The organism is Staphylococcus simulans (assembly GCF_025561465.1).
Taxonomy (GTDB): Bacteria; Bacillota; Bacilli; order Staphylococcales; family Staphylococcaceae; genus Staphylococcus; species Staphylococcus simulans.
Map to the genome: position 1 here is coordinate 1104667 of NZ_CP095100.1, position 19869 is coordinate 1124535.

The window sequence follows — 19869 nt, forward strand, 5'->3', positions numbered from 1 at the left end:
ATTCAAAAGCGGTATAATTGATTATTGTAACGCGAAAAAATGAACATTGAAAACTGAATGACAATATGTCAACGTTAATTCCAAATTAACAAACGTCCTAAGGACGTTTTAAAACAATTAGTTTTTATGAGCTAGTCAAACATCATAAATTATTATGGAGAGTTTGATCCTGGCTCAGGATGAACGCTGGCGGCGTGCCTAATACATGCAAGTCGAGCGAACAGACGAGGAGCTTGCTCCTCTGACGTTAGCGGCGGACGGGTGAGTAACACGTGGGTAACCTACCTATAAGACTGGGATAACTCCGGGAAACCGGGGCTAATACCGGATAACACATGAAACCGCATGGTTTCATGATGAAAGACGGTTTTGCTGTCACTTATAGATGGACCCGCGGCGTATTAGCTAGTTGGTAAGGTAACGGCTTACCAAGGCAACGATACGTAGCCGACCTGAGAGGGTGATCGGCCACACTGGAACTGAGACACGGTCCAGACTCCTACGGGAGGCAGCAGTAGGGAATCTTCCGCAATGGGCGAAAGCCTGACGGAGCAACGCCGCGTGAGTGATGAAGGTCTTCGGATCGTAAAACTCTGTTATTAGGGAAGAACAAGGATGTAAGTAACTGTGCATCCCTTGACGGTACCTAATCAGAAAGCCACGGCTAACTACGTGCCAGCAGCCGCGGTAATACGTAGGTGGCAAGCGTTATCCGGAATTATTGGGCGTAAAGCGCGCGTAGGCGGTTTTTTAAGTCTGATGTGAAAGCCCACGGCTCAACCGTGGAGGGTCATTGGAAACTGGAAAACTTGAGTGCAGAAGAGGAAAGTGGAATTCCATGTGTAGCGGTGAAATGCGCAGAGATATGGAGGAACACCAGTGGCGAAGGCAACTTTCTGGTCTGCAACTGACGCTGATGTGCGAAAGCGTGGGGATCAAACAGGATTAGATACCCTGGTAGTCCACGCCGTAAACGATGAGTGCTAAGTGTTAGGGGGTTTCCGCCCCTTAGTGCTGCAGCTAACGCATTAAGCACTCCGCCTGGGGAGTACGGCCGCAAGGCTGAAACTCAAAGGAATTGACGGGGACCCGCACAAGCGGTGGAGCATGTGGTTTAATTCGAAGCAACGCGAAGAACCTTACCAAATCTTGACATCCTTTGACAACTCTAGAGATAGAGCCTTCCCCTTCGGGGGACAAAGTGACAGGTGGTGCATGGTTGTCGTCAGCTCGTGTCGTGAGATGTTGGGTTAAGTCCCGCAACGAGCGCAACCCTTAAGCTTAGTTGCCAGCATTAAGTTGGGCACTCTAAGTTGACTGCCGGTGACAAACCGGAGGAAGGTGGGGATGACGTCAAATCATCATGCCCCTTATGATTTGGGCTACACACGTGCTACAATGGACGGTACAAAGGGCAGCGAACCCGCGAGGTCAAGCAAATCCCATAAAGCCGTTCTCAGTTCGGATTGTAGTCTGCAACTCGACTACATGAAGCTGGAATCGCTAGTAATCGTAGATCAGCATGCTACGGTGAATACGTTCCCGGGTCTTGTACACACCGCCCGTCACACCACGAGAGTTTGTAACACCCGAAGCCGGTGGAGTAACCTTTTAGGAACTAGCCGTCGAAGGTGGGACAAATGATTGGGGTGAAGTCGTAACAAGGTAGCCGTATCGGAAGGTGCGGCTGGATCACCTCCTTTCTAAGGATATTATTCGGAACAGTTTCGAAGGAAACTGAAACGGAATAACGTGACATATTGTATTCAGTTTTGAATGTTTATCATTCAATTTTAAATGGGCCTATAGCTCAGCTGGTTAGAGCGCACGCCTGATAAGCGTGAGGTCGGTGGTTCGAGTCCACTTAGGCCCACCATTTAAAATTTCAATATGGGGGCTTAGCTCAGCTGGGAGAGCGCCTGCTTTGCACGCAGGAGGTCAGCGGTTCGATCCCGCTAGTCTCCACCATTATTATTTGTACATTGAAAACTAGATAAGTAAGTAAAAATAGATTTTACCAAGCAAAACCGAGTGAATTAGAGTTTTAAAAGCTTTATTCATTTAAATGAATCGCTAGTAATCAATTGCCGATGGCAAACGATTACTCACAATATTAATAACGTGATTAAGTTATTAAGGGCGCACGGTGGATGCCTTGGCACTAGAAGCCGATGAAGGACGTTACTAACGACGATATGCTTTGGGTAGCTGTAAGTAAGCGTTGATCCAGAGATTTCCGAATGGGGGAACCCAGCACAAGTTATGTTGTGTTATCGACATGTGAATACATAGCATGTCCGAAGGCAGACGCGAAGAACTGAAACATCTTAGTACCCGCAGGAAGAGAAAGAAAAATCGATTCCCTGAGTAGCGGCGAGCGAAACGGGAAGAGCCCAAACCAATGAGCTTGCTCATTGGGGTTGTAGGACACTCTATACGGAGTTACAAAGGAATAAATTAGACGAATCACCTGGAAAGTTGAACCAGAGAAGGTAAAAGTCCTGTAGTCGAAAGTTTATTCTCTCTTGAGTGGATCCTGAGTACGACGGAGCACGTGGAATTCCGTCGGAATCCGGGAGGACCATCTCCCAAGGCTAAATACTCTCTAGTGACCGATAGTGAACCAGTACCGTGAGGGAAAGGTGAAAAGTACCCCGGAAGGGGAGTGAAAGAGAACTTGAAACCGTGTGCTTACAAGTAGTCAGAGCCCGTTAATGGGTGATGGCGTGCCTTTTGTAGAATGAACCGGCGAGTTATGATCAGATGCAAGGTTAAGCAGCAAATGCGGAGCCGCAGCGAAAGCGAGTCTGAACAGGGCGTTGAGTATTTGGTCGTAGACCCGAAACCAGGTGATCTACCCTTGGTCAGGTTGAAGTTCAGGTAACACTGAATGGAGGACCGAACCGACTTACGTTGAAAAGTGAGCGGATGAACTGAGGGTAGCGGAGAAATTCCAATCGAACCTGGAGATAGCTGGTTCTCTCCGAAATAGCTTTAGGGCTAGCCTCAAGTGATGATTGTTGGAGGTAGAGCACTGTTTGGACGAGGGGCCCCTCTCGGGTTACCGAATTCAGACAAACTCCGAATGCCAATCAATTTAACTTGGGAGTCAGAACGTGGGTGATAAGGTCCATGTTCGAAAGGGAAACAGCCCAGACCACCAGCTAAGGTCCCAAAATATATGTTAAGTGGCAAAGGATGTGGTATTGCCCAGACAACTAGGATGTTGGCTTAGAAGCAGCCATCATTTAAAGAGTGCGTAATAGCTCACTAGTCGAGTGACACTGCGCCGAAAATGTACCGGGGCTAAACATATTACCGAAGCTGTGGATTGTCCGTAGGACAATGGTAGGAGAGCGTTCTAAGTGCGTCGAAGCATGATCGCAAGGACATGTGGAGCGCTTAGAAGTGAGAATGCCGGTGTGAGTAGCGAAAGATGGGTGAGAATCCCATCCACCGATTGACTAAGGTTTCCAGAGGAAGGCTCGTCCGCTCTGGGTTAGTCGGGTCCTAAGTCGAGGCCGACAGGCGTAGACGATGGATAACAGGTTGATATTCCTGTACCACCATTTATCGTTTTAAGCGATGGGGGGACACAGTAGGATAGGCGAAGCGTGCTGTTGGAGTGCACGTCTAAGCAGTGAGACTGAATGGTAGGCAAATCCGCCATTCTCAAGGTTGAGCTGTGATGGGGAGAGGAAACATGTTTTCCTCGAGTCGTTGATTTCACACTGTCGAGAAAAGCCTCTAGCTAGATAACTGGTGCCCGTACCGCAAACCGACACAGGTAGTCAAGATGAGAATTCTAAGGTGAGCGAGAGAACTCTCGTTAAGGAACTCGGCAAAATGACCCCGTAACTTCGGGAGAAGGGGTGCTCTTTAGGGTTCACGCTCTGAAGAGCCGCAGTGAATAGGCCCAAGCGACTGTTTATCAAAAACACAGGTCTCTGCTAAACCGTAAGGTGATGTATAGGGGCTGACGCCTGCCCGGTGCTGGAAGGTTAAGAGGAGTGGTTAGCTTCTGCGAAGCTACGAATCGAAGCCCCAGTAAACGGCGGCCGTAACTATAACGGTCCTAAGGTAGCGAAATTCCTTGTCGGGTAAGTTCCGACCCGCACGAAAGGCGTAACGATTTGGGCACTGTCTCAACGAGAGACTCGGTGAAATCATAGTACCTGTGAAGATGCAGGTTACCCGCGACAGGACGGAAAGACCCCGTGGAGCTTTACTGTAGCCTGATATTGAAATTCGGCACAGCTTGTACAGGATAGGTAGGAGCCTTAGAAGCGTGAGCGCCAGCTTACGTGGAGGCGCTGGTGGGATACTACCCTAGCTGTGTTGGATTTCTAACCCGCGCCATTGATCATGGCGGGAGACAGTGTCAGGCGGGCAGTTTGACTGGGGCGGTCGCCTCCTAAAGTGTAACGGAGGCGCTCAAAGGTTCCCTCAGAATGGTTGGAAATCATTCATAGAGTGTAAAGGCATAAGGGAGCTTGACTGCGAGACCTACAAGTCGAGCAGGGTCGAAAGACGGACTTAGTGATCCGGTGGTTCCGCATGGAAGGGCCATCGCTCAACGGATAAAAGCTACCCCGGGGATAACAGGCTTATCTCCCCCAAGAGTTCACATCGACGGGGAGGTTTGGCACCTCGATGTCGGCTCATCGCATCCTGGGGCTGTAGTCGGTCCCAAGGGTTGGGCTGTTCGCCCATTAAAGCGGTACGCGAGCTGGGTTCAGAACGTCGTGAGACAGTTCGGTCCCTATCCGTCGTGGGCGTAGGAAATTTGAGAGGAGCTGTCCTTAGTACGAGAGGACCGGGATGGACATACCTCTGGTGTACCAGTTGTCGTGCCAACGGCATAGCTGGGTAGCTATGTATGGACGGGATAAGTGCTGAAAGCATCTAAGCATGAAGCCCCCCTCAAGATGAGATTTCCCAACTTCGGTTATAAGATCCCTCAAAGATGATGAGGTTAATAGGTTCGGGGTGGAAGCATAGCGATATGTGGAGCTGACGAATACTAATCGATCGAAGACTTAATCAAATTTCAAGTTTTGATTGGTCGAATTGAAATTTACTTACTATCTAGTTTTGAATGTATAATACATTCCATTGTCTGGCGACAATGGCAAAGAGGTCACACCTGTTCCCATGCCGAACACAGAAGTTAAGCTCTTTAGCGCCGATGGTAGTCGGACTTACGTTCCGCAAGAGTAGGACGTTGCCAGGCAATATATATTTGGAGAATTAGCTCAGCTGGGAGAGCATCTGCCTTACAAGCAGAGGGTCGGCGGTTCGAACCCGTCATTCTCCACCATTTAAATAGCCGGCCTAGCTCAACTGGTAGAGCAACTGACTTGTAATCAGTAGGTTGGGGGTTCAAGTCCTCTGGCCGGCACCATCTCAAGAGCCATTAGCTCAGTTGGTAGAGCATCTGACTTTTAATCAGAGGGTCAGAGGTTCGAATCCTCTATGGCTCACCATTTAAACGCGGGTGTGGCGGAATTGGCAGACGCACTAGACTTAGGATCTAGCGCCTTACGGCGTGGGGGTTCGACTCCCTTCACCCGCATATGCAGAAGTAGTTCAGCGGTAGAATACAACCTTGCCAAGGTTGGGGTCGCGGGTTCGAATCCCGTCTTCTGCTCCATTTTTTTGCCGGGGTGGCGGAACTGGCAGACGCACAGGACTTAAAATCCTGCGATAAGTGATTATCGTACCGGTTCGATTCCGGTCCTCGGCACCATAATATATATAAAATGCGCCCGTAGCTCAACTGGATAGAGCGTTTGACTACGGATCAAGAGGTTATGGGTTCGACTCCTATCGGGCGCGCTTATTTTCTACGGGAAGTAGCTCAGCTTGGTAGAGCACTTGGTTTGGGACCAAGGGGTCGTAGGTTCGAATCCTGTCTTCCCGATAACCTTAGAAAAAGGATTATTAAATTAATATGGGGGCTTAGCTCAGATGGGAGAGCGCCTGCTTTGCACGCAGGAGGTCAGCGGTTCGATCCCGCTAGTCTCCACCATATTTAATTACAACATAAACCTATACAATGGCGGTGTAGCTCAGCTGGCTAGAGCGTACGGTTCATACCCGTGAGGTCGGGGGTTCGATCCCCTCCACCGCCACTAATTATTAGTTGTAAAATTATTTAGGACCTTTAGCTCAGTTGGTTAGAGCTAACGGCTCATAACCGTTCGGTCGCAGGTTCGAGTCCTGCAAGGTCCATATAATTTTTTTTGGAGGAATACCCAAGTCCGGCTGAAGGGATCGGTCTTGAAAACCGACAGGGGCTTAACGGCTCGCGGGGGTTCGAATCCCTCTTCCTCCGCCATTTATACAATATTATTATCGCGGGATGGAGCAGTTCGGTAGCTCGTCGGGCTCATAACCCGAAGGTCGGTGGTTCAAATCCGCCTCCCGCAATTTTATTATGTAGGTCCCGTAGTGTAGCGGTTAACACGCCTGCCTGTCACGCAGGAGATCGCGGGTTCGATTCCCGTCGGGACCGCCATTCATTAATATAATTATGGTTCAATAGCTCAGTTGGTAGAGCAATGGATTGAAGCTCCATGTGTCGGCAGTTCGACTCTGTCTTGAACCATTTTTTGCCGGCCTAGCTCAATTGGTAGAGCAACTGACTTGTAATCAGTAGGTTGGGGGTTCAAGTCCTCTGGCCGGCACCATCTCAGGAGGGGTAGCGAAGTGGCTAAACGCGGCGGACTGTAAATCCGCTCCTTCGGGTTCGGCAGTTCGAATCTGCCCCCCTCCACCATCTTATTTTAATAGGGGCATAGTTCAACGGTAGAATAGAGGTCTCCAAAACCTTTGATGTGGGTTCGATTCCTACTGCCCCTGCCATGGCGACTGTGGTGAAGTGGTTAACACATCGGATTGTGGTTCCGACATTCGTGGGTTCGATTCCCATCAGTCGCCCTTTATTATTAATGGGCTATAGCCAAGCGGTAAGGCAACGGACTTTGACTCCGTCACTCACTGGTTCGAATCCAGTTAGCCCAGTTACTTTTGGCGGCATAGCCAAGTGGTAAGGCCAAGGTCTGCAAAACCTTTATTCACCGGTTCAAATCCGGTTGCCGCCTCCATGAATTATGCGGGAGTAGTTCAACTTTTAGAACACGTTCCTTCCCGGAACGAGGTATAGGTGCAAATCCTATCTTCCGCTCCATATTTTTTATTTTATGCGGGAATAGTTCAACTCTTAGAACACGTTCCTTCCCGGAACGAGGTATAGGTGTAAATCCTATTTTCCGCTCCATTTTTTATTTTATGCGGGAGTAGTTCAACTCTTAGAACACGTTCCTTCCCGGAACGAGGTATAGGTGCAAATCCTATCTTCCGCTCCATATTTTTTATTCCTGCGGGAGTAGTTCAACTTTTAGAACACGTTCCTTCCCGGAACGAGGTATAGGTGTAAATCCTATCTTCCGCTCCATATTATGCCGGCGTGGCGGAATTGGCAGACGCGCGGGACTCAAAATCCCGTTCCAGCTGATGGAGTGCCGGTTCGATCCCGGCCGCCGGTACTGAAATAGAAACATTTTTAATGTTTTAAGAGTAGAATTCTTGATATATCAAGGTTTCTACTCTTTTTTTATATACTAAGTAACGTTTAAATATATAATTTTGGTCACGTTATGGACACTTATAGTATTGTTAATAGATATTTTGGTCATAGTTATTGATTATAAATAACTGGTTATATTTAAAGGCTTTACATTGACTGTTTCAAACTTTTCCTTAAAGCAATGACTATATTGACGTAAAGTAATATCTGTTGATGTATAGTCTGGACTTTTAAGATATTCAAGAATTACCTTGTTTATTCCATTCTAGAAGTGAAGTTGTTTTAATTATCTGATACAAAAATTTAAAAACTTATATAGAAAGCGCATTAACTATACTTATTAAATATATGATTTGATATGCATATGTAACTTTATGTTACCTTTGTTCCGTTTTTCGTATTGTTGCTTTGATAGAATTATTATAGAATAAAAGCAATAGTTAAAGAACGGAGGATAAATTTACATCTTATGGCTAAATCAGAGTTAAACACAAAAGTATTTTTTAGTAACATATTGAATGCGGTAGGAGCAGGCGTTGTAGTTGCTTTGTTACCGAACGCATTACTAGGTGAAATCCTTAAGTTTTTCATGAATGGAAATCATTATTTAGAATTAATTTTTCAAATCGTTATAGCAATACAATCTTTTATGGCGTTTATTATAGGTGTCTTAGCGGCACATCAATTTAAATTCAGCGGTCCGTCTGCTGTCATGATAGGTACTTCTGCAATGATAGGTTCTGGTGCAGTACAATTCACTTCGAAAGGCTTAGCTTTAAAAGGTATTGGGGATATTATCAATATCATTATCGTTGTGATGATTGCATGTGTGCTTGTATTGCTTTTAAGTGGTAAATTAGGTTCACTTGAAATGATCATTTTACCTGTAGTGATTCCTGTCGTTTCTGGTTTTATCGGTTTAATGATTTTACCATTTGTATCTCATATCACTAAAGCATTAGGTGCAATGATTCATTCATTTACGGAATTAAATCCATTATTGATGAGTATCTTAATCGCAATGACTTATGCTTTGTTAATGGTTACGCCAATTTCATTGGTAGCGATTGCGACTGCCATTTCCTTATCAGGCTTAGGCAGTGGTGCAGCAAACTTAGGTATCGTTGCAGCATGTGTAACATTCATTTGGGGCTCGTTGCCAGTCAATAAAGCAGGTGTCAATATCGTATTGATCATTGGTGCAGCTAAAATGATGATTCCTGTATATTTCAAACATTTGATTATCGCAGTACCATTAGCTTTAAATGGTTTAGTTGCTGGTCTTGTAGCATACTTTATCGGCATCCAAGGAACACCAATGTCAGCAGGATTTGGCTATACAGGACTTGTAGGCCCGATCAATGCGTTTAACCGAATGGAAGGCGATTCATTTACAAATATTGTATTATTAGCATTTGGTTACTTTATCATCCCATTTGTTTCTGGTTTTATTATCCATCAAGTATGTAAGAGAATTTTACCAGGTTATAACAATGAAATTTATAAATTTGATATACCTAAACAATAAATCTTTGGCCTTGTTCAAATCCGAACAAGGCTATTTTTATGCAGTTTTTTATATGAGTAACTCAAGTTTTCAGAAAATTTAAAAATACCTATTGCATATTGATACAACTATATGTATAATAATTCCATAAGTTAAGGAGGACATCGCTATGATACAACATAAAGCATTAAACATAATTAAAGTATTCATATGTACGGTATTTTTACTCGGCATCATTTTACCGCTATTTAATTTAAAGGCAAATGCTGAGGCACAAGACCCCGTATGGGAAAAGATTAAACAAAGAGGGGAATTAAGAGTAGGACTATCTGCTGACTATGCGCCATATGAATTCGAATCTTCGAAAAATGGAAAACGAGAATATGTCGGCATTGACGTTGAATTAGCTAAGAAAATTGCTAAAGACAATCATCTAAAGCTAAAAATTGAAAACATGTCATTTGATAGTTTACTAGGTGCTTTGAAAACAGGAAAAATCGATATGATTATTTCTGGAATGACACCAACACCAGAACGTAAAAAAGAAGTAGACTTCTCAGATTTTTATATGAAGTCTGGACAATCCATCATTGTTAAAAAAACTGAGATCGATAAATATAAATCATTACGTGATTTTGACAATAAAAGAATCGCAGCACAAAAACAAACGACTCAAGAGCAGTTAGCAAAAACAGAAATTGAAAATGCTGATGTTCACTCATTAACACGTCTACCAGAAGCAATCATGTCTTTAAAAAGCGGCAAAGTAGATGGTGCAATTATTGAAAGACCTGTAGCAGAGGCTTACTTACAACAAAATCCTGAATTAGGATTTGCGAAAGTTAAATTCCATGAACCTGATAAAGATAATTCAATTGCGATACCTAAAAATGCGCCGGTATTACTAGCGCAAGTAAACAAATCAGTTAAAGATGTAAAAGATCAAAACTTGATTCCGAAATATAAAGATATCGCAGCACAATCTATGGAAGAAGAAGGAAACTTCTTTACTAAGTACGGTTCATTCTTTTTAACAGGTATTAAAAATACAATTTTAATTTCTATAGTCGGTGTAGTATTTGGCGCTTTATTTGGCGCATTCTTCGCTTTAATGAAATTAAGTTCAATAAAACCTTTAAAATGGTTAGCTTCTGTATACATTGAATTTATCAGAGGTACACCATTACTTGTACAAGTATTCTTAGTGTTCTTCGGTACAACTGCTGTATTGGGGTGGGATATCTCAGCGCTAATTTGCGGTATGATTGCAATGGTTATCAACTGTGCTGCATATATTGCAGAAATAATTAGAGCGGGTATTAACGCTGTTGATAAAGGCCAAACAGAAGCAGCCAGAAGTTTAGGTTTAAGCTATGGCCAAACAATGAAAACAATTATTTTACCTCAAGCAATTAAAAATATTTTACCAGCATTAGGTAATGAGTTTGTGACAGTTATTAAAGAATCATCTATTGTGTCAGTTATCGGTGTCAGTGAGATTATGTTTAATGCCCAAGTTGTCCAAGGTGCATCTTTTGATCCATTTACGCCATTACTTGTAGCAGCAATTCTTTACTTTGTATTGACCTTTGTATTATCAAGAGTCATGAACTTCTTTGAAGGGAGAATGAAAGTCAGTGATTAATATTAAACATTTAAAGAAAAACTTCGGCAGTAATGAAGTTTTAAAAGACATTGAACTAGAAATTAACGCAGGAGAAGTAGTGGCGATTATAGGACCGTCTGGTGGAGGTAAAAGTACTTTATTAAGATGTATTAATCTTTTAGAGCAACCAGATGGCGGAGAAATTAACTTTGAAGGTACTAATATTTTAGGTAAAGATGTGAAAGTAAATGAATTACGCCAAAAAATGGGCATGGTTTTTCAAAACTTCAATTTATTTCCGCATAAAACCGTCTTAGAGAATATCATGTTAGCACCGAAGTTACTAAAACATACAGATTCAACAAGTTTAAAACAAGAAGCACAAGAACTTTTAGATAAAGTAGGTTTATCAGATAAAGGAAATAGTTATCCAGCACAATTATCAGGAGGTCAGAAACAAAGGGTTGCGATTGCTAGAGCGTTGGCAATGCATCCAGATGTATTACTCTTTGATGAACCGACTTCTGCACTTGATCCAGAAGTAGTTGGAGATGTGCTTCAAGTTATGAAAGAACTTGCGAAAGAAGGCATGACCATGGTTGTGGTAACACACGAAATGCAGTTTGCGCGTGATGTCAGTGACAAAGTGGTATTTATGGCAGATGGCATTGTAGCTGAAGCAGGTACGCCTTCACAAATTTTCGGTAATCCGCAAAATGAAAGAACGCAACAATTTTTAAAACGTGTATTATAACGAACAGCAAGCAGCCATGATGATGAATATAACGTTATTGTTTAGAGCAATGACCCTTTTAAACTAAATTAGTTATTTCATCATCTTCTTGCTGTGATGCTTAAATATATGCATCACCTTATAAAACATATCATCCAGTAAAAGACACATTTCTATACATCTATTATAAAGATATTATGTTTACTGATTAACAAAAATCAAAATAGATTATGGCGTTAACTTTTTAAACCAGTTTAAAAGATATGTATAGGTATATGTCATTCAACTAGAGAAAGGGATAAAAGTGATTGATTCATGAAATTCATTGTTATAAAAATCAGTGGTAGTATTATCAATCAATTAGCATCTACGACATTTAAACAAATTGCTGATCTTAGAAGTAACGGACTGTATCCAATTATTGTGCATGATGGCGGTCCGAAGGTAAATGAAGCATTAAAAGAAAATGGTATTGAAGCGGAACATATCAATGGCATCAGGAAAATCAATCTTCCAACCTTAAATATTATAGCCAATACTTTATTATGCAAAGTCAATGTTGACGTAGTGGAAGAAGCAAATGAAGTTGCACAAAATTTCATTGGGATTAACGGGGCTTATTTTCCAATATTTGATTGTCGTCCTATTTCTAAAGAACTAGGTTTCGTAGCCGAACCAGAAAATATCAATCGAGAAGTGTTTCAACAACTTTGTACGAATTATATTCCAGTCGTTGCTTCTATCGGTCGCTATCATAATCAATTTTATAGTATTAATGTAGAAACACTTTCCTATAAAATTGCCGCAACATTACAATCACCTTTAATCATTTTAAGTGATATACCAGGTGTACAAAACCAAGGTGAGGTTATTTCTGATATTCAACTTTCTGAATTAGACAAATTAATCAACTCTAAGATGATTAGTGATGATATGATTCCAAAGTTGAAAGACGCATCGAAAGCATTTAGTGCAGGCGTTAAAGAAATCGTGATTGCGCCAGGTTATGAAGAGAATATTATGAGACAGTATTTTGATGGACAACCCGTCGGCACAAAAATTTATTAATAATTATCAACAAGCTGATATCTACAGAAAGGTATCAGCTTTAATTTTTGAAGAAAATTTAACTTGTATCTATGTATTGTGTGTTAAAATACAAAATGGACCATGGATATGGAGGCATTATGGTGGATAATAAACAATTAAAAAAAGATATTATTGAATATGCCCATCAAATCGGGATAGACAGTATCGGTTTTACAACTGCTGATCCATTTGATGAGCTTAAACAAAAGTTAGTGGACTATCATGCCAAAGGATATGCATCTGGTTTTGAGGAATCAGATATTGAATTAAGAGTGAATCCTAAGTTGTCTATGCCGACTGCAAGATCCATTATTGCTATCGCAGTAGGTTACCCAAACAAATTGAAGGGTGCACCGAAAAGTGTTCGAGGCGATCGTAGAGGGATGTTTGCGCGTGCTTCATGGGGACAGGATTATCATACAATCATGCGAAAACGCTTGGATAAATTAGGTGAGTATATCAAGTCACGCGTACCTGATGTAGAAATGTTATCTATGGTAGATACAGGTGTATTATCAGATCGTGCTGTGGCTGAACGTGCCGGATTAGGTTTTACAGGAAGAAATGGCTTTGTTATCAATCCTGACTTAGGGACATGGACCTATTTAGGTGAAATGTTAGTCAGTATTCCATTTGAGCCAGACGACCCATTGCTCGACAGTTGTGGAGATTGTACGATTTGTGTTGACCGTTGTCCAACTGGTGCATTAGTTGGGAACGGACAATTAAACAGTCAGAAATGTATTTCATTCCTGACTCAAACAAAAGGTTATTTACCAGATGAATATCGCTATAAAATCGGCAATCGATTATATGGTTGCGATACGTGTCAGCAAGTGTGTCCTAAAAATAGGGGGATTAACACAGAACACGATGATATCGTTTTAGAACCTGAAATATTAAAACCACGTTTAATTCCTTTACTACAAATGAGTAATAAAGAATTTAAGAATACGTATGGACATTTAGCAGGTGCTTGGAGAGGTAAGAAACCAATTCAACGTAATGCGATTATCGCATTAGCACACTTTAATGAAACAGCTGCATTGCCAGAACTAAAAGAAGTAGCGTTAAATGATCCAAGACCGATGATTCGGGCAACTGCTTACTGGGCAATTGGCCAAATTGCGGGTGAGGATGAACGTGATTTTATCGAAGCACATCTCGCCGATGAATTAGATGAAGTACAAGAAGAAATGTTAAAAGGATTAGAAAAGAGGAATTAAGTAACATGACAAACCATGTCGTATTATATCAACCCCAAATTCCTGCAAATACAGGGAACATAGCTAGAACATGTGCAGGTACAGATGCACATTTACATCTAATTAAACCCCTAGGGTTCAGTACAGATGATAAAATGCTGAAACGTGCCGGCCTAGATTACTGGGTGCATGTGAATATTACTTATTATGAAAGTATTGAAGAGTTTTTTGAGAAAACTGATGGACATTATTATCTCATCACTAAATTCGGTCAAACGACCTTTACTGATTTTGATTATTCAAATTCTGATGAAGATCATTATTTTGTATTTGGGCGTGAAACGACAGGGTTACCAGATTGGGTAAAAGAAAAATATGCTGAAACAGCATTAAGAATTCCGATGAACGATCATATTCGTTCATTAAACCTATCTAATACAGCCGCAATCTTAGTCTATGAAGCATTGAGACAACAGAATTATCCACATTTACATTAATGGATATTTGGGTTTGAGTGAAATCAATTAATGAAACAGGTATAATAGAATTAACTATTACGTGTATCTATTGCGTTTACTTCTTTTAAGAACAGGGTAAATAATGTAGCAATCGAAGTGATATACGAACTGAGAACAATTAGAGGAGTGTACATTATGGCAATGAACTTTAAGGTTTTTCCAACTGCAGATAAAGCTGCACGCTATTCTGCAGATATTATCAGAAAGACATTTAATAATAATCCGACAACAATCATGGGTGTGCATCTAGCAGATGACAACGCGCCTGTTTTAGAAGACTTAAAACAAAACGTGTTGCGTCACCCAGTTGATTTCAGTCAAATCAACATTTTAGATTATGATGACAACAAATCATACTACCAAACACTTGGTGTACCAGATTCACAAGTTTATGAATTATCATATAACGATGGTGTCGTTGATTTTATCGAAGAAAACATTAAGTCTAAAGAAAATAAAGCTAAATTCACATTACAAGTTTTAACTATTAATGATAAAGGCAACCTAGATGTTGCGGTAAAATCAGGTGTAATGCCTGCTCGTGAAGTTATTTTAGTTGTCACTGGTGCTGAAAAAGCTGACTTAGTGAACAAATTATATAACGAAAACGGCAACTCAAGCTATGTCCCATCTGATTTAAAAGCACACCGTATGGTGAATGTTATTTTAGATGAAGCAGCAGCAGCTGGTTTACCAGAGGATGTACGTCAGTACTTCACTGAACGCTTCGCTTAAGCTGAATAATGCATTATCAATAATTCCGAGTTATGTTGATGAATTGAAACATAACTCGGATTTTAATTTGTATTCAGAGTGTATTTCCTTTATTATTTTGTTGAATGAGTAATTTCAGAAAGGAACATTTCCATGCAAAATCTACATAAACATTGGAAACTCTTAATGTTAGCTACTGTAATTTTTGGATTGTTATCTATCAAAGGTTTTCCAATTGCGTTAGGCGCACTATATTTACCAGTACTCTTTCGTGTAGTCAAACTACAAATGAATTTATCTGAAGGATTAGTAAGTCAACGAGATCCGCAAATGTTTATCAAGAGTAACCAAAAAGGTGTCATTATCAGTGTGATTTGTTGTATTGCGATTACATTTATTTTATTTAAGCCTTTAGGTGATTTTTATAACAGTTTAACGGGCTTTTTAGGAACATTGATTAACATCAGTCCTATTTTATTAGTAATCAGTATTATTTTATATATTTTAACTGCTGTTGCGGTTATTAAAGCTGTTAAACTTCACTTTAAAAGTGTTGAAACTAAATAATATGTATATATAAGGAGTCTAGCTCACTAGGCTCTTTTTTTAATATGTTTTTAAGTCATAGTCAGACATGAAAGCGTTAACTATATAGAGATTTAATTTAAAAACATTTAATGCTATACTTATGATAAAAACCAATCATAAAGGGGAGACAAGTCAAATGTCAGTAAGAATTGAACATGATACATTCGGAGAAATTGAAGTACCTGGTGATAAGTTCTGGGGTGCACAAACTGAAAGAAGTAAACGTAATTTCCCAGTAGGTAAAGAGCGTATGCCGATTGAAGTGGTATACGGCTTTGCACAATTAAAACGTGCAGCAGCATTAGCTAACTTTGAATTAGGTAAATTAAGTGAAGCGAAAAAAGACGCAATTGTCTTTGCGTGCGATCGTGTAATTAAAGGGGAACTCGATGAACACTTCCCACTTGTTGTATGGCAAACAGGAAGCGGAACGCAAAGTAATATGAACGTCAACGAAGTAGTCAGCTATGTAGCTAACGATTACTTGAAAAAACATGGCAGTGAAGAAACAGTACATCCAAATGATGACGTGAATAAATCACAAAGTTCTAATGATACTTTCCCAACTGCAATGCATGTTGCGTTATATCATGAAATTGAAGCTAACTTAGAACCAGCATTAAAACAATTACGTGATACATTTGCGAAAAAAGAAAAAGATTTCCATGACATTATCAAAATTGGTCGTACACATTTACAAGATGCGACACCAATTCGCTTAGGTCAAGAAATCAGTGGTTGGCGTTATATGCTTGATAAATGCGACCAATTATTAGGTGAATCTAAAGCGCATTTATTAAGTTTAGCAATCGGCGGTACTGCAGTAGGTACAGGTATTAACGCACACCCTAAATTCGGTGATATGGTTGCTGCGAATATTAAAGAAAATACAGGCTATCCATTTGTATCTTCTGAAAATAAATTCCATGCATTAACAGCACATGATGAAGTGGTTCAATTGCATGGTTCATTAAAAGCTTTAGCAGCTGATTTAATGAAAATCGCAAATGATATTCGCTGGTTAGCATCTGGTCCAAGAGCTGGATTAGCTGAAATCAGCATTCCTGAGAACGAACCAGGTTCTTCAATCATGCCTGGTAAAGTTAACCCGACACAATGTGAAATGTTAACAATGGTTTCTGTACAAGTAATGGGTAACGATACGGTAGTTGGCATTGCCGCTTCTCAAGGTAACTTTGAACTAAACGTATTCAAACCAGTAATCATGGACAACACATTACAATCTATCTATTTACTCGCAGACGGTATGCGTACATTTGATGAAAACTGTGCGCAAGGTATTGAACCAATCGAAGAAAATATCGATCAGTATCTAAACCGTTCATTAATGTTAGTAACTGCTTTAAACCCACATATCGGTTATGAAAAAGCAGCTAAAATTGCGAAAAACGCACACAAACAAGGTATTACACTAAAACAATCAGCTATTGATTCTGGCTATTTAACAGAAGAACAATTTGATGAGTGGATCAAACCAGAAAACATGGTTGAACCAAAAGAATAATCAATTATCAAAAGATAAATTGAAATTAAGTAAACAAAAATGGAGAGGGCATTTGCCTTCTCCATTATTTTTTGTCATCCAATGAAACAGAAATCTTTTCTTTCGTTAACGGATGTACAAATTCAATTTTATGACTGTGTAAACGTAATTGACGTAATTTAGAATCACCATATAAAGGATCTCCAATAACTGGATGGCCGATTGCGGCTAAATGTACACGGATTTGATGTGTACGCCCTGTGTCCAATTTAATATCCAATTCACATTCATTTTCTTTTAACATACGTGCATCTAAGATATGAGTGATGGCTTGTTGACCCGTCGGTGAAACACGTCTGCGGTTAGGATGGAACTTGTCTTTACCGATAGGTTTATCGATAGTTTGCGGTTTAAGCGGTAGTAAGCTTTTAACTACTGCTTTATAAATTCGTGATATTTGATTTTCCTCTAACATGCGATCTAGTAATTTTTTCATCAATGGATTTTTCGCCACAATCAGTAAACCGACTGTTTCTTGGTCTAGGCGATGAATAGGTTCTGCATAATCACTATCAAGTGTATATATGACATGATTCATCAATGTATTGCTTTCTTTTAAGTCGTTAGGATGTGTTTTTACCCCTTTAGGCTTTTTGATTATCGCAATGTCTGCGTCTTCATAATAGACATCTGCGTAACGGTAACTTGGTAAATAATTACTTGTTTCATCTGGAGTCGGGACAAACACTTGATCTCCTTGTTGCACTTTTGCTGAAAGCTGTGCAGGTTCTTGATTAATGGTAATGGCTTTTGACATATTTAATTGATGCAGTTCTTTCTTCGGTAATTTCACATCTTGGAAAATTTCTCTTAATGTATAGCCGTTATATTGTTCAGGTACTTTAAATTCCATAACTTCCTCCTCGATTATTACTTAATATCATAACATATTCTGCGTTGTGATAGTTGCGTGTGCAAGTGGAATGCTATCGTTATAGAGATTGAATCGGTATAATAAAAATAGATTATAGATAAGAGAGGTGAACACTGTGGTTAAACCGACACGTTTGGCATTATTAAAAGAAATTGCAGAATATCTGAATGAAGAAACAGAAATTTATACTATGATGCATGGCGCATTAAAGCTGCTCATTGAAGGCAGTGCATTTACAACAGGCTGGATTTTCTTCATCAATGAAGCCGGAGAACATGAAATGGCAGCTGATTACCAATTACCACGTTCTTTAACGAAACATGATTGCCAAAGTATGCGAGAAGGCACTTGTTGGTGTGTACAAGCTTATCACAGTGAAAAGTTGATGAAAGCCTCTAATATTATTCATTGTTCAAGAATCAGTGCCGCAAATCAAGAATACGCTGATGAATCTGGAGGCATTACACATCATGCGACAGTTCCGCTACGTTCAGGTAATGAACGATTTGGTTTATTAAATGTAGCTTCTCCTGATACAGTAAAGTATTCAGAAGAAGATTTAGAACTATTAGAATCTGTTGCATTTCAAATCGGTTCTACGATTAAGCGTATTGAATTAACGAATAAAGAGAAAGAAGCGGCACGTTTGAACGAACGAAACCGACTGGCACGTGATTTACATGACTCTGTCAATCAGATGTTATTTTCATTGAAGCTGACTGCACATGCAGCACATGGTATGACAGAAGAACCTATAGCGAAAAAAGCTTTCGAAACAATTGAGACTACAAGTCAGCAGGCTGTAAATGAAATGAGAGCTTTGATTTGGCAGTTAAAACCAATCGGGTTAGAACATGGTCTAGTGAGTGCATTGAAACAATACAGTCATTTAATCGGCATTCAGCCAGACATAGAAGTAGAAGGCCTTATTGACCTGTCTAGCAGTGTTGAAGAGCATAGTTATCGTATATTGCAAGAAGCGATGAATAATATTAAAAAGCATGCACAAACAAATCATGCACATGTACTTTTGCATCAACATGAAAATAAGTTTGATATGGTAATCTCAGATAAGGGCGCTGGTTTTAATCCTGACTGGATTGACCAAACCTCCCATGGTATTTATAATATGCGTCAACGTATCAAACAAATACAAGGAAAAATGGAGATAAATTCTAAATTGGGACAAGGGACAACAATACGCTTAAGTGTACCATTGACTCAAACAGAGAAGGAGACAAAACATGAATCAAGTCGTTTTGATAGATGATCATTACATTGTACGTCAAGGTTTGGAATTTTTGATTTCAACCATTGATGATTTAGCTGTACAAGGTTCTTTTGCGAACGGCAAGGCATTTATAGCTGAATTAGAACAAAGTGGACAACATCCTGATATTGTACTGCTTGATTTAGTAATGCCTGAGATGAATGGTATTGAAGTGACAGAATATCTTAAATCACATTATCCTGAAATCAAAATATTAGTGTTAACCAGTTATGCGGATGATGAACATGTGATTTCAGCAATTAATAAAGGGGCAGACGGATATGAAATGAAAGATGTCGAGCCTGAGCAACTAATTACATCTATACATAAAGTTTTGCAAGGAGAAAAAATCATACACCCTGAAGTACAAAAAGTGATGGAAGATGTAGCGAAAAAACCGCATCATGTCAATAAACTCTCTAATCGTGAAAAAGACGTCTTAAAAGAAATGGCAAAAGGTAAAACGAACCGCGAAATCGCTGAAGCTTTATATGTCTCTGAAAAAACGATTAAAACACATGTCAGTCACATTTTCTCTAAATTACAAGTCAGTGACCGTACACAAGCTGCTATTTATGCAATGGAAAATAAACTTATCTAATTCAACATT

The 19869-nt window shown here is 40.2% G+C and carries 12 protein-coding genes, 28 tRNA genes and 3 rRNA genes; 42 read left to right on the plus strand and 1 reads right to left on the minus strand.

Translation table 11 applies throughout. The features are described from left to right. Positions 1-151: 151 nt before the first annotated feature. From MUA87_RS04975 to fumC, 40 genes are all read left to right on the plus strand, one after another. A 16S ribosomal RNA gene (locus MUA87_RS04975) occupies positions 152-1703 on the plus strand. Between the two features lie 96 nt (positions 1704-1799). Continuing rightward, positions 1800-1876: transfer RNA gene (locus MUA87_RS04980), tRNA-Ile, on the plus strand. Positions 1877-1892: 16 nt separating this feature from the next. Beyond that, positions 1893-1968: transfer RNA gene (locus MUA87_RS04985), tRNA-Ala, on the plus strand. A gap of 155 nt (positions 1969-2123) precedes the next feature. Next, positions 2124-5047 (plus strand): 23S ribosomal RNA (locus tag MUA87_RS04990). 71 nt (positions 5048-5118) lie between these two features. Then, positions 5119-5233, plus strand: a 5S ribosomal RNA gene (gene rrf, locus MUA87_RS04995). Together the 16S, 23S and 5S rRNA genes with 28 tRNA genes alongside form the textbook arrangement of a ribosomal RNA operon. 11 nt (positions 5234-5244) lie before the next feature. Then, positions 5245-5320 (plus strand) — tRNA-Val (locus tag MUA87_RS05000). Positions 5321-5328: 8 nt separating this feature from the next. Beyond that, a tRNA-Thr gene (locus MUA87_RS05005) sits at positions 5329-5404 on the plus strand. Positions 5405-5410: 6 nt separating this feature from the next. Continuing rightward, a tRNA-Lys gene (locus MUA87_RS05010) sits at positions 5411-5486 on the plus strand. Between the two features lie 7 nt (positions 5487-5493). Further along, a tRNA-Leu gene (locus tag MUA87_RS05015) sits at positions 5494-5575 on the plus strand. Between the two features lie 3 nt (positions 5576-5578). Then, a tRNA-Gly gene (locus MUA87_RS05020) sits at positions 5579-5653 on the plus strand. A 7-nt stretch (positions 5654-5660) separates the two neighbouring features. After that, positions 5661-5749: transfer RNA gene (locus tag MUA87_RS05025), tRNA-Leu, on the plus strand. A gap of 15 nt (positions 5750-5764) precedes the next feature. Next, positions 5765-5838 (plus strand) — tRNA-Arg (locus MUA87_RS05030). Positions 5839-5849: 11 nt separating this feature from the next. Then, a tRNA-Pro gene (locus MUA87_RS05035) sits at positions 5850-5923 on the plus strand. A gap of 32 nt (positions 5924-5955) precedes the next feature. After that, positions 5956-6031 (plus strand) — tRNA-Ala (locus MUA87_RS05040). A gap of 29 nt (positions 6032-6060) precedes the next feature. Then, positions 6061-6134 (plus strand) — tRNA-Met (locus MUA87_RS05045). Positions 6135-6160: 26 nt separating this feature from the next. After that, positions 6161-6234, plus strand: a tRNA-Ile gene (locus tag MUA87_RS05050). Between the two features lie 13 nt (positions 6235-6247). Further along, positions 6248-6340, plus strand: a tRNA-Ser gene (locus MUA87_RS05055). Positions 6341-6358: 18 nt separating this feature from the next. Beyond that, positions 6359-6432 (plus strand) — tRNA-Met (locus MUA87_RS05060). A gap of 12 nt (positions 6433-6444) precedes the next feature. Then, positions 6445-6520, plus strand: a tRNA-Asp gene (locus MUA87_RS05065). A gap of 17 nt (positions 6521-6537) precedes the next feature. Beyond that, a tRNA-Phe gene (locus tag MUA87_RS05070) sits at positions 6538-6610 on the plus strand. A gap of 6 nt (positions 6611-6616) precedes the next feature. After that, a tRNA-Thr gene (locus MUA87_RS05075) sits at positions 6617-6692 on the plus strand. Positions 6693-6697: 5 nt separating this feature from the next. Then, positions 6698-6781, plus strand: a tRNA-Tyr gene (locus MUA87_RS05080). Between the two features lie 12 nt (positions 6782-6793). Then, positions 6794-6867, plus strand: a tRNA-Trp gene (locus tag MUA87_RS05085). 2 nt (positions 6868-6869) lie between these two features. Next, positions 6870-6942: transfer RNA gene (locus MUA87_RS05090), tRNA-His, on the plus strand. Between the two features lie 12 nt (positions 6943-6954). After that, positions 6955-7026, plus strand: a tRNA-Gln gene (locus tag MUA87_RS05095). Positions 7027-7034: 8 nt separating this feature from the next. Beyond that, a tRNA-Cys gene (locus MUA87_RS05100) sits at positions 7035-7109 on the plus strand. Positions 7110-7117: 8 nt separating this feature from the next. After that, positions 7118-7192 (plus strand) — tRNA-Gly (locus MUA87_RS05105). A 15-nt stretch (positions 7193-7207) separates the two neighbouring features. Further along, positions 7208-7282, plus strand: a tRNA-Gly gene (locus MUA87_RS05110). A 13-nt stretch (positions 7283-7295) separates the two neighbouring features. Beyond that, positions 7296-7370 (plus strand) — tRNA-Gly (locus MUA87_RS05115). Between the two features lie 14 nt (positions 7371-7384). After that, positions 7385-7459: transfer RNA gene (locus MUA87_RS05120), tRNA-Gly, on the plus strand. A gap of 6 nt (positions 7460-7465) precedes the next feature. After that, positions 7466-7550, plus strand: a tRNA-Leu gene (locus MUA87_RS05125). A gap of 510 nt (positions 7551-8060) precedes the next feature. Beyond that, entirely contained in the window at positions 8061-9119 is a 1059-nt protein-coding gene (locus MUA87_RS05130) for a PTS sugar transporter subunit IIC (protein ID WP_002481302.1), read from the plus strand. A 148-nt stretch (positions 9120-9267) separates the two neighbouring features. Beyond that, positions 9268-10743 carry an ABC transporter substrate-binding protein/permease gene (locus MUA87_RS05135; RefSeq protein ID WP_023016265.1) on the plus strand — a complete coding sequence of 492 codons (1476 nt, stop codon included), beginning with the start codon at positions 9268-9270 and terminating at the stop codon, positions 10741-10743. Beyond that, a complete protein-coding gene (locus tag MUA87_RS05140; RefSeq protein ID WP_002481300.1) occupies positions 10736-11458 on the plus strand; it encodes an amino acid ABC transporter ATP-binding protein in 723 nt (240 codons plus the stop codon). The genes MUA87_RS05135 and MUA87_RS05140 overlap by 8 nt, the downstream gene beginning before the upstream one ends. A 294-nt stretch (positions 11459-11752) precedes the next feature. Continuing rightward, the gene (gene argB, locus MUA87_RS05145) at positions 11753-12505 is read left to right on the plus strand and encodes an acetylglutamate kinase (RefSeq protein WP_002481299.1); all 753 of its coding nucleotides are present in this window, start codon (positions 11753-11755) and stop codon (positions 12503-12505) included. A 122-nt stretch (positions 12506-12627) separates the two neighbouring features. Then, entirely contained in the window at positions 12628-13752 is a 1125-nt protein-coding gene (gene queG, locus MUA87_RS05150; protein ID WP_060804856.1) for a tRNA epoxyqueuosine(34) reductase QueG, read from the plus strand. 5 nt (positions 13753-13757) lie between these two features. Continuing rightward, on the plus strand, positions 13758-14228 hold the full coding sequence (gene trmL / locus MUA87_RS05155; protein ID WP_002481297.1) for a tRNA (uridine(34)/cytosine(34)/5-carboxymethylaminomethyluridine(34)-2'-O)-methyltransferase TrmL: 471 nt from the start codon (positions 13758-13760) through the stop codon (positions 14226-14228). Between the two features lie 156 nt (positions 14229-14384). Next, the gene (locus tag MUA87_RS05160; RefSeq protein WP_002481296.1) at positions 14385-14984 is read left to right on the plus strand and encodes a 6-phosphogluconolactonase; all 600 of its coding nucleotides are present in this window, start codon (positions 14385-14387) and stop codon (positions 14982-14984) included. A 132-nt stretch (positions 14985-15116) separates the two neighbouring features. After that, on the plus strand, positions 15117-15530 hold the full coding sequence (locus tag MUA87_RS05165) for a hypothetical protein (protein WP_002481295.1): 414 nt from the start codon (positions 15117-15119) through the stop codon (positions 15528-15530). Between the two features lie 157 nt (positions 15531-15687). Next, entirely contained in the window at positions 15688-17076 is a 1389-nt protein-coding gene (gene fumC, locus MUA87_RS05170; RefSeq protein WP_023016261.1) for a class II fumarate hydratase, read from the plus strand. 64 nt (positions 17077-17140) lie between these two features. Here the strand turns inward: fumC and MUA87_RS05175 are convergent, their stop codons facing one another. Next, complete coding sequence (locus MUA87_RS05175; protein WP_023016260.1) at positions 17141-17968, minus strand: RluA family pseudouridine synthase; 828 nt, start codon at positions 17966-17968, stop codon at positions 17141-17143. Positions 17969-18104: 136 nt separating this feature from the next. Between MUA87_RS05175 and MUA87_RS05180 the strand changes: the two genes are divergently transcribed. After that, complete coding sequence (locus tag MUA87_RS05180) at positions 18105-19259, plus strand: GAF domain-containing sensor histidine kinase (protein WP_216733630.1); 1155 nt, start codon at positions 18105-18107, stop codon at positions 19257-19259. Further along, positions 19234-19860, plus strand: a complete 627-nt coding sequence (locus tag MUA87_RS05185) for a response regulator (RefSeq protein ID WP_023016258.1) — start codon at positions 19234-19236, stop codon at positions 19858-19860. The genes MUA87_RS05180 and MUA87_RS05185 overlap by 26 nt, the downstream gene beginning before the upstream one ends. The last annotated feature ends 9 nt before the right edge of the window (positions 19861-19869 follow it).

Excerpts from the sequence above, each read along its gene's own strand:
- argB (WP_002481299.1), top strand. The coding sequence starts at position 11,753 with ATGAAATTCATTGTTATAAAAATCAGTGGTAGTATTATCAATCAATTA.
- fumC (WP_023016261.1), top strand. The coding sequence starts at position 15,688 with ATGTCAGTAAGAATTGAACATGATACATTCGGAGAAATTGAAGTACCT.
- MUA87_RS05185 (WP_023016258.1), top strand. The coding sequence starts at position 19,234 with ATGAATCAAGTCGTTTTGATAGATGATCATTACATTGTACGTCAAGGT.
- MUA87_RS05165 (WP_002481295.1), top strand. The coding sequence starts at position 15,117 with ATGCAAAATCTACATAAACATTGGAAACTCTTAATGTTAGCTACTGTA.
- MUA87_RS05135 (WP_023016265.1), top strand. The coding sequence starts at position 9,268 with ATGATACAACATAAAGCATTAAACATAATTAAAGTATTCATATGTACG.
- MUA87_RS05175 (WP_023016260.1), bottom strand. The coding sequence starts at position 17,968 with ATGGAATTTAAAGTACCTGAACAATATAACGGCTATACATTAAGAGAA.
- trmL (WP_002481297.1), top strand. The coding sequence starts at position 13,758 with ATGACAAACCATGTCGTATTATATCAACCCCAAATTCCTGCAAATACA.
- MUA87_RS05130 (WP_002481302.1), top strand. The coding sequence starts at position 8,061 with ATGGCTAAATCAGAGTTAAACACAAAAGTATTTTTTAGTAACATATTG.
- MUA87_RS05160 (WP_002481296.1), top strand. The coding sequence starts at position 14,385 with ATGGCAATGAACTTTAAGGTTTTTCCAACTGCAGATAAAGCTGCACGC.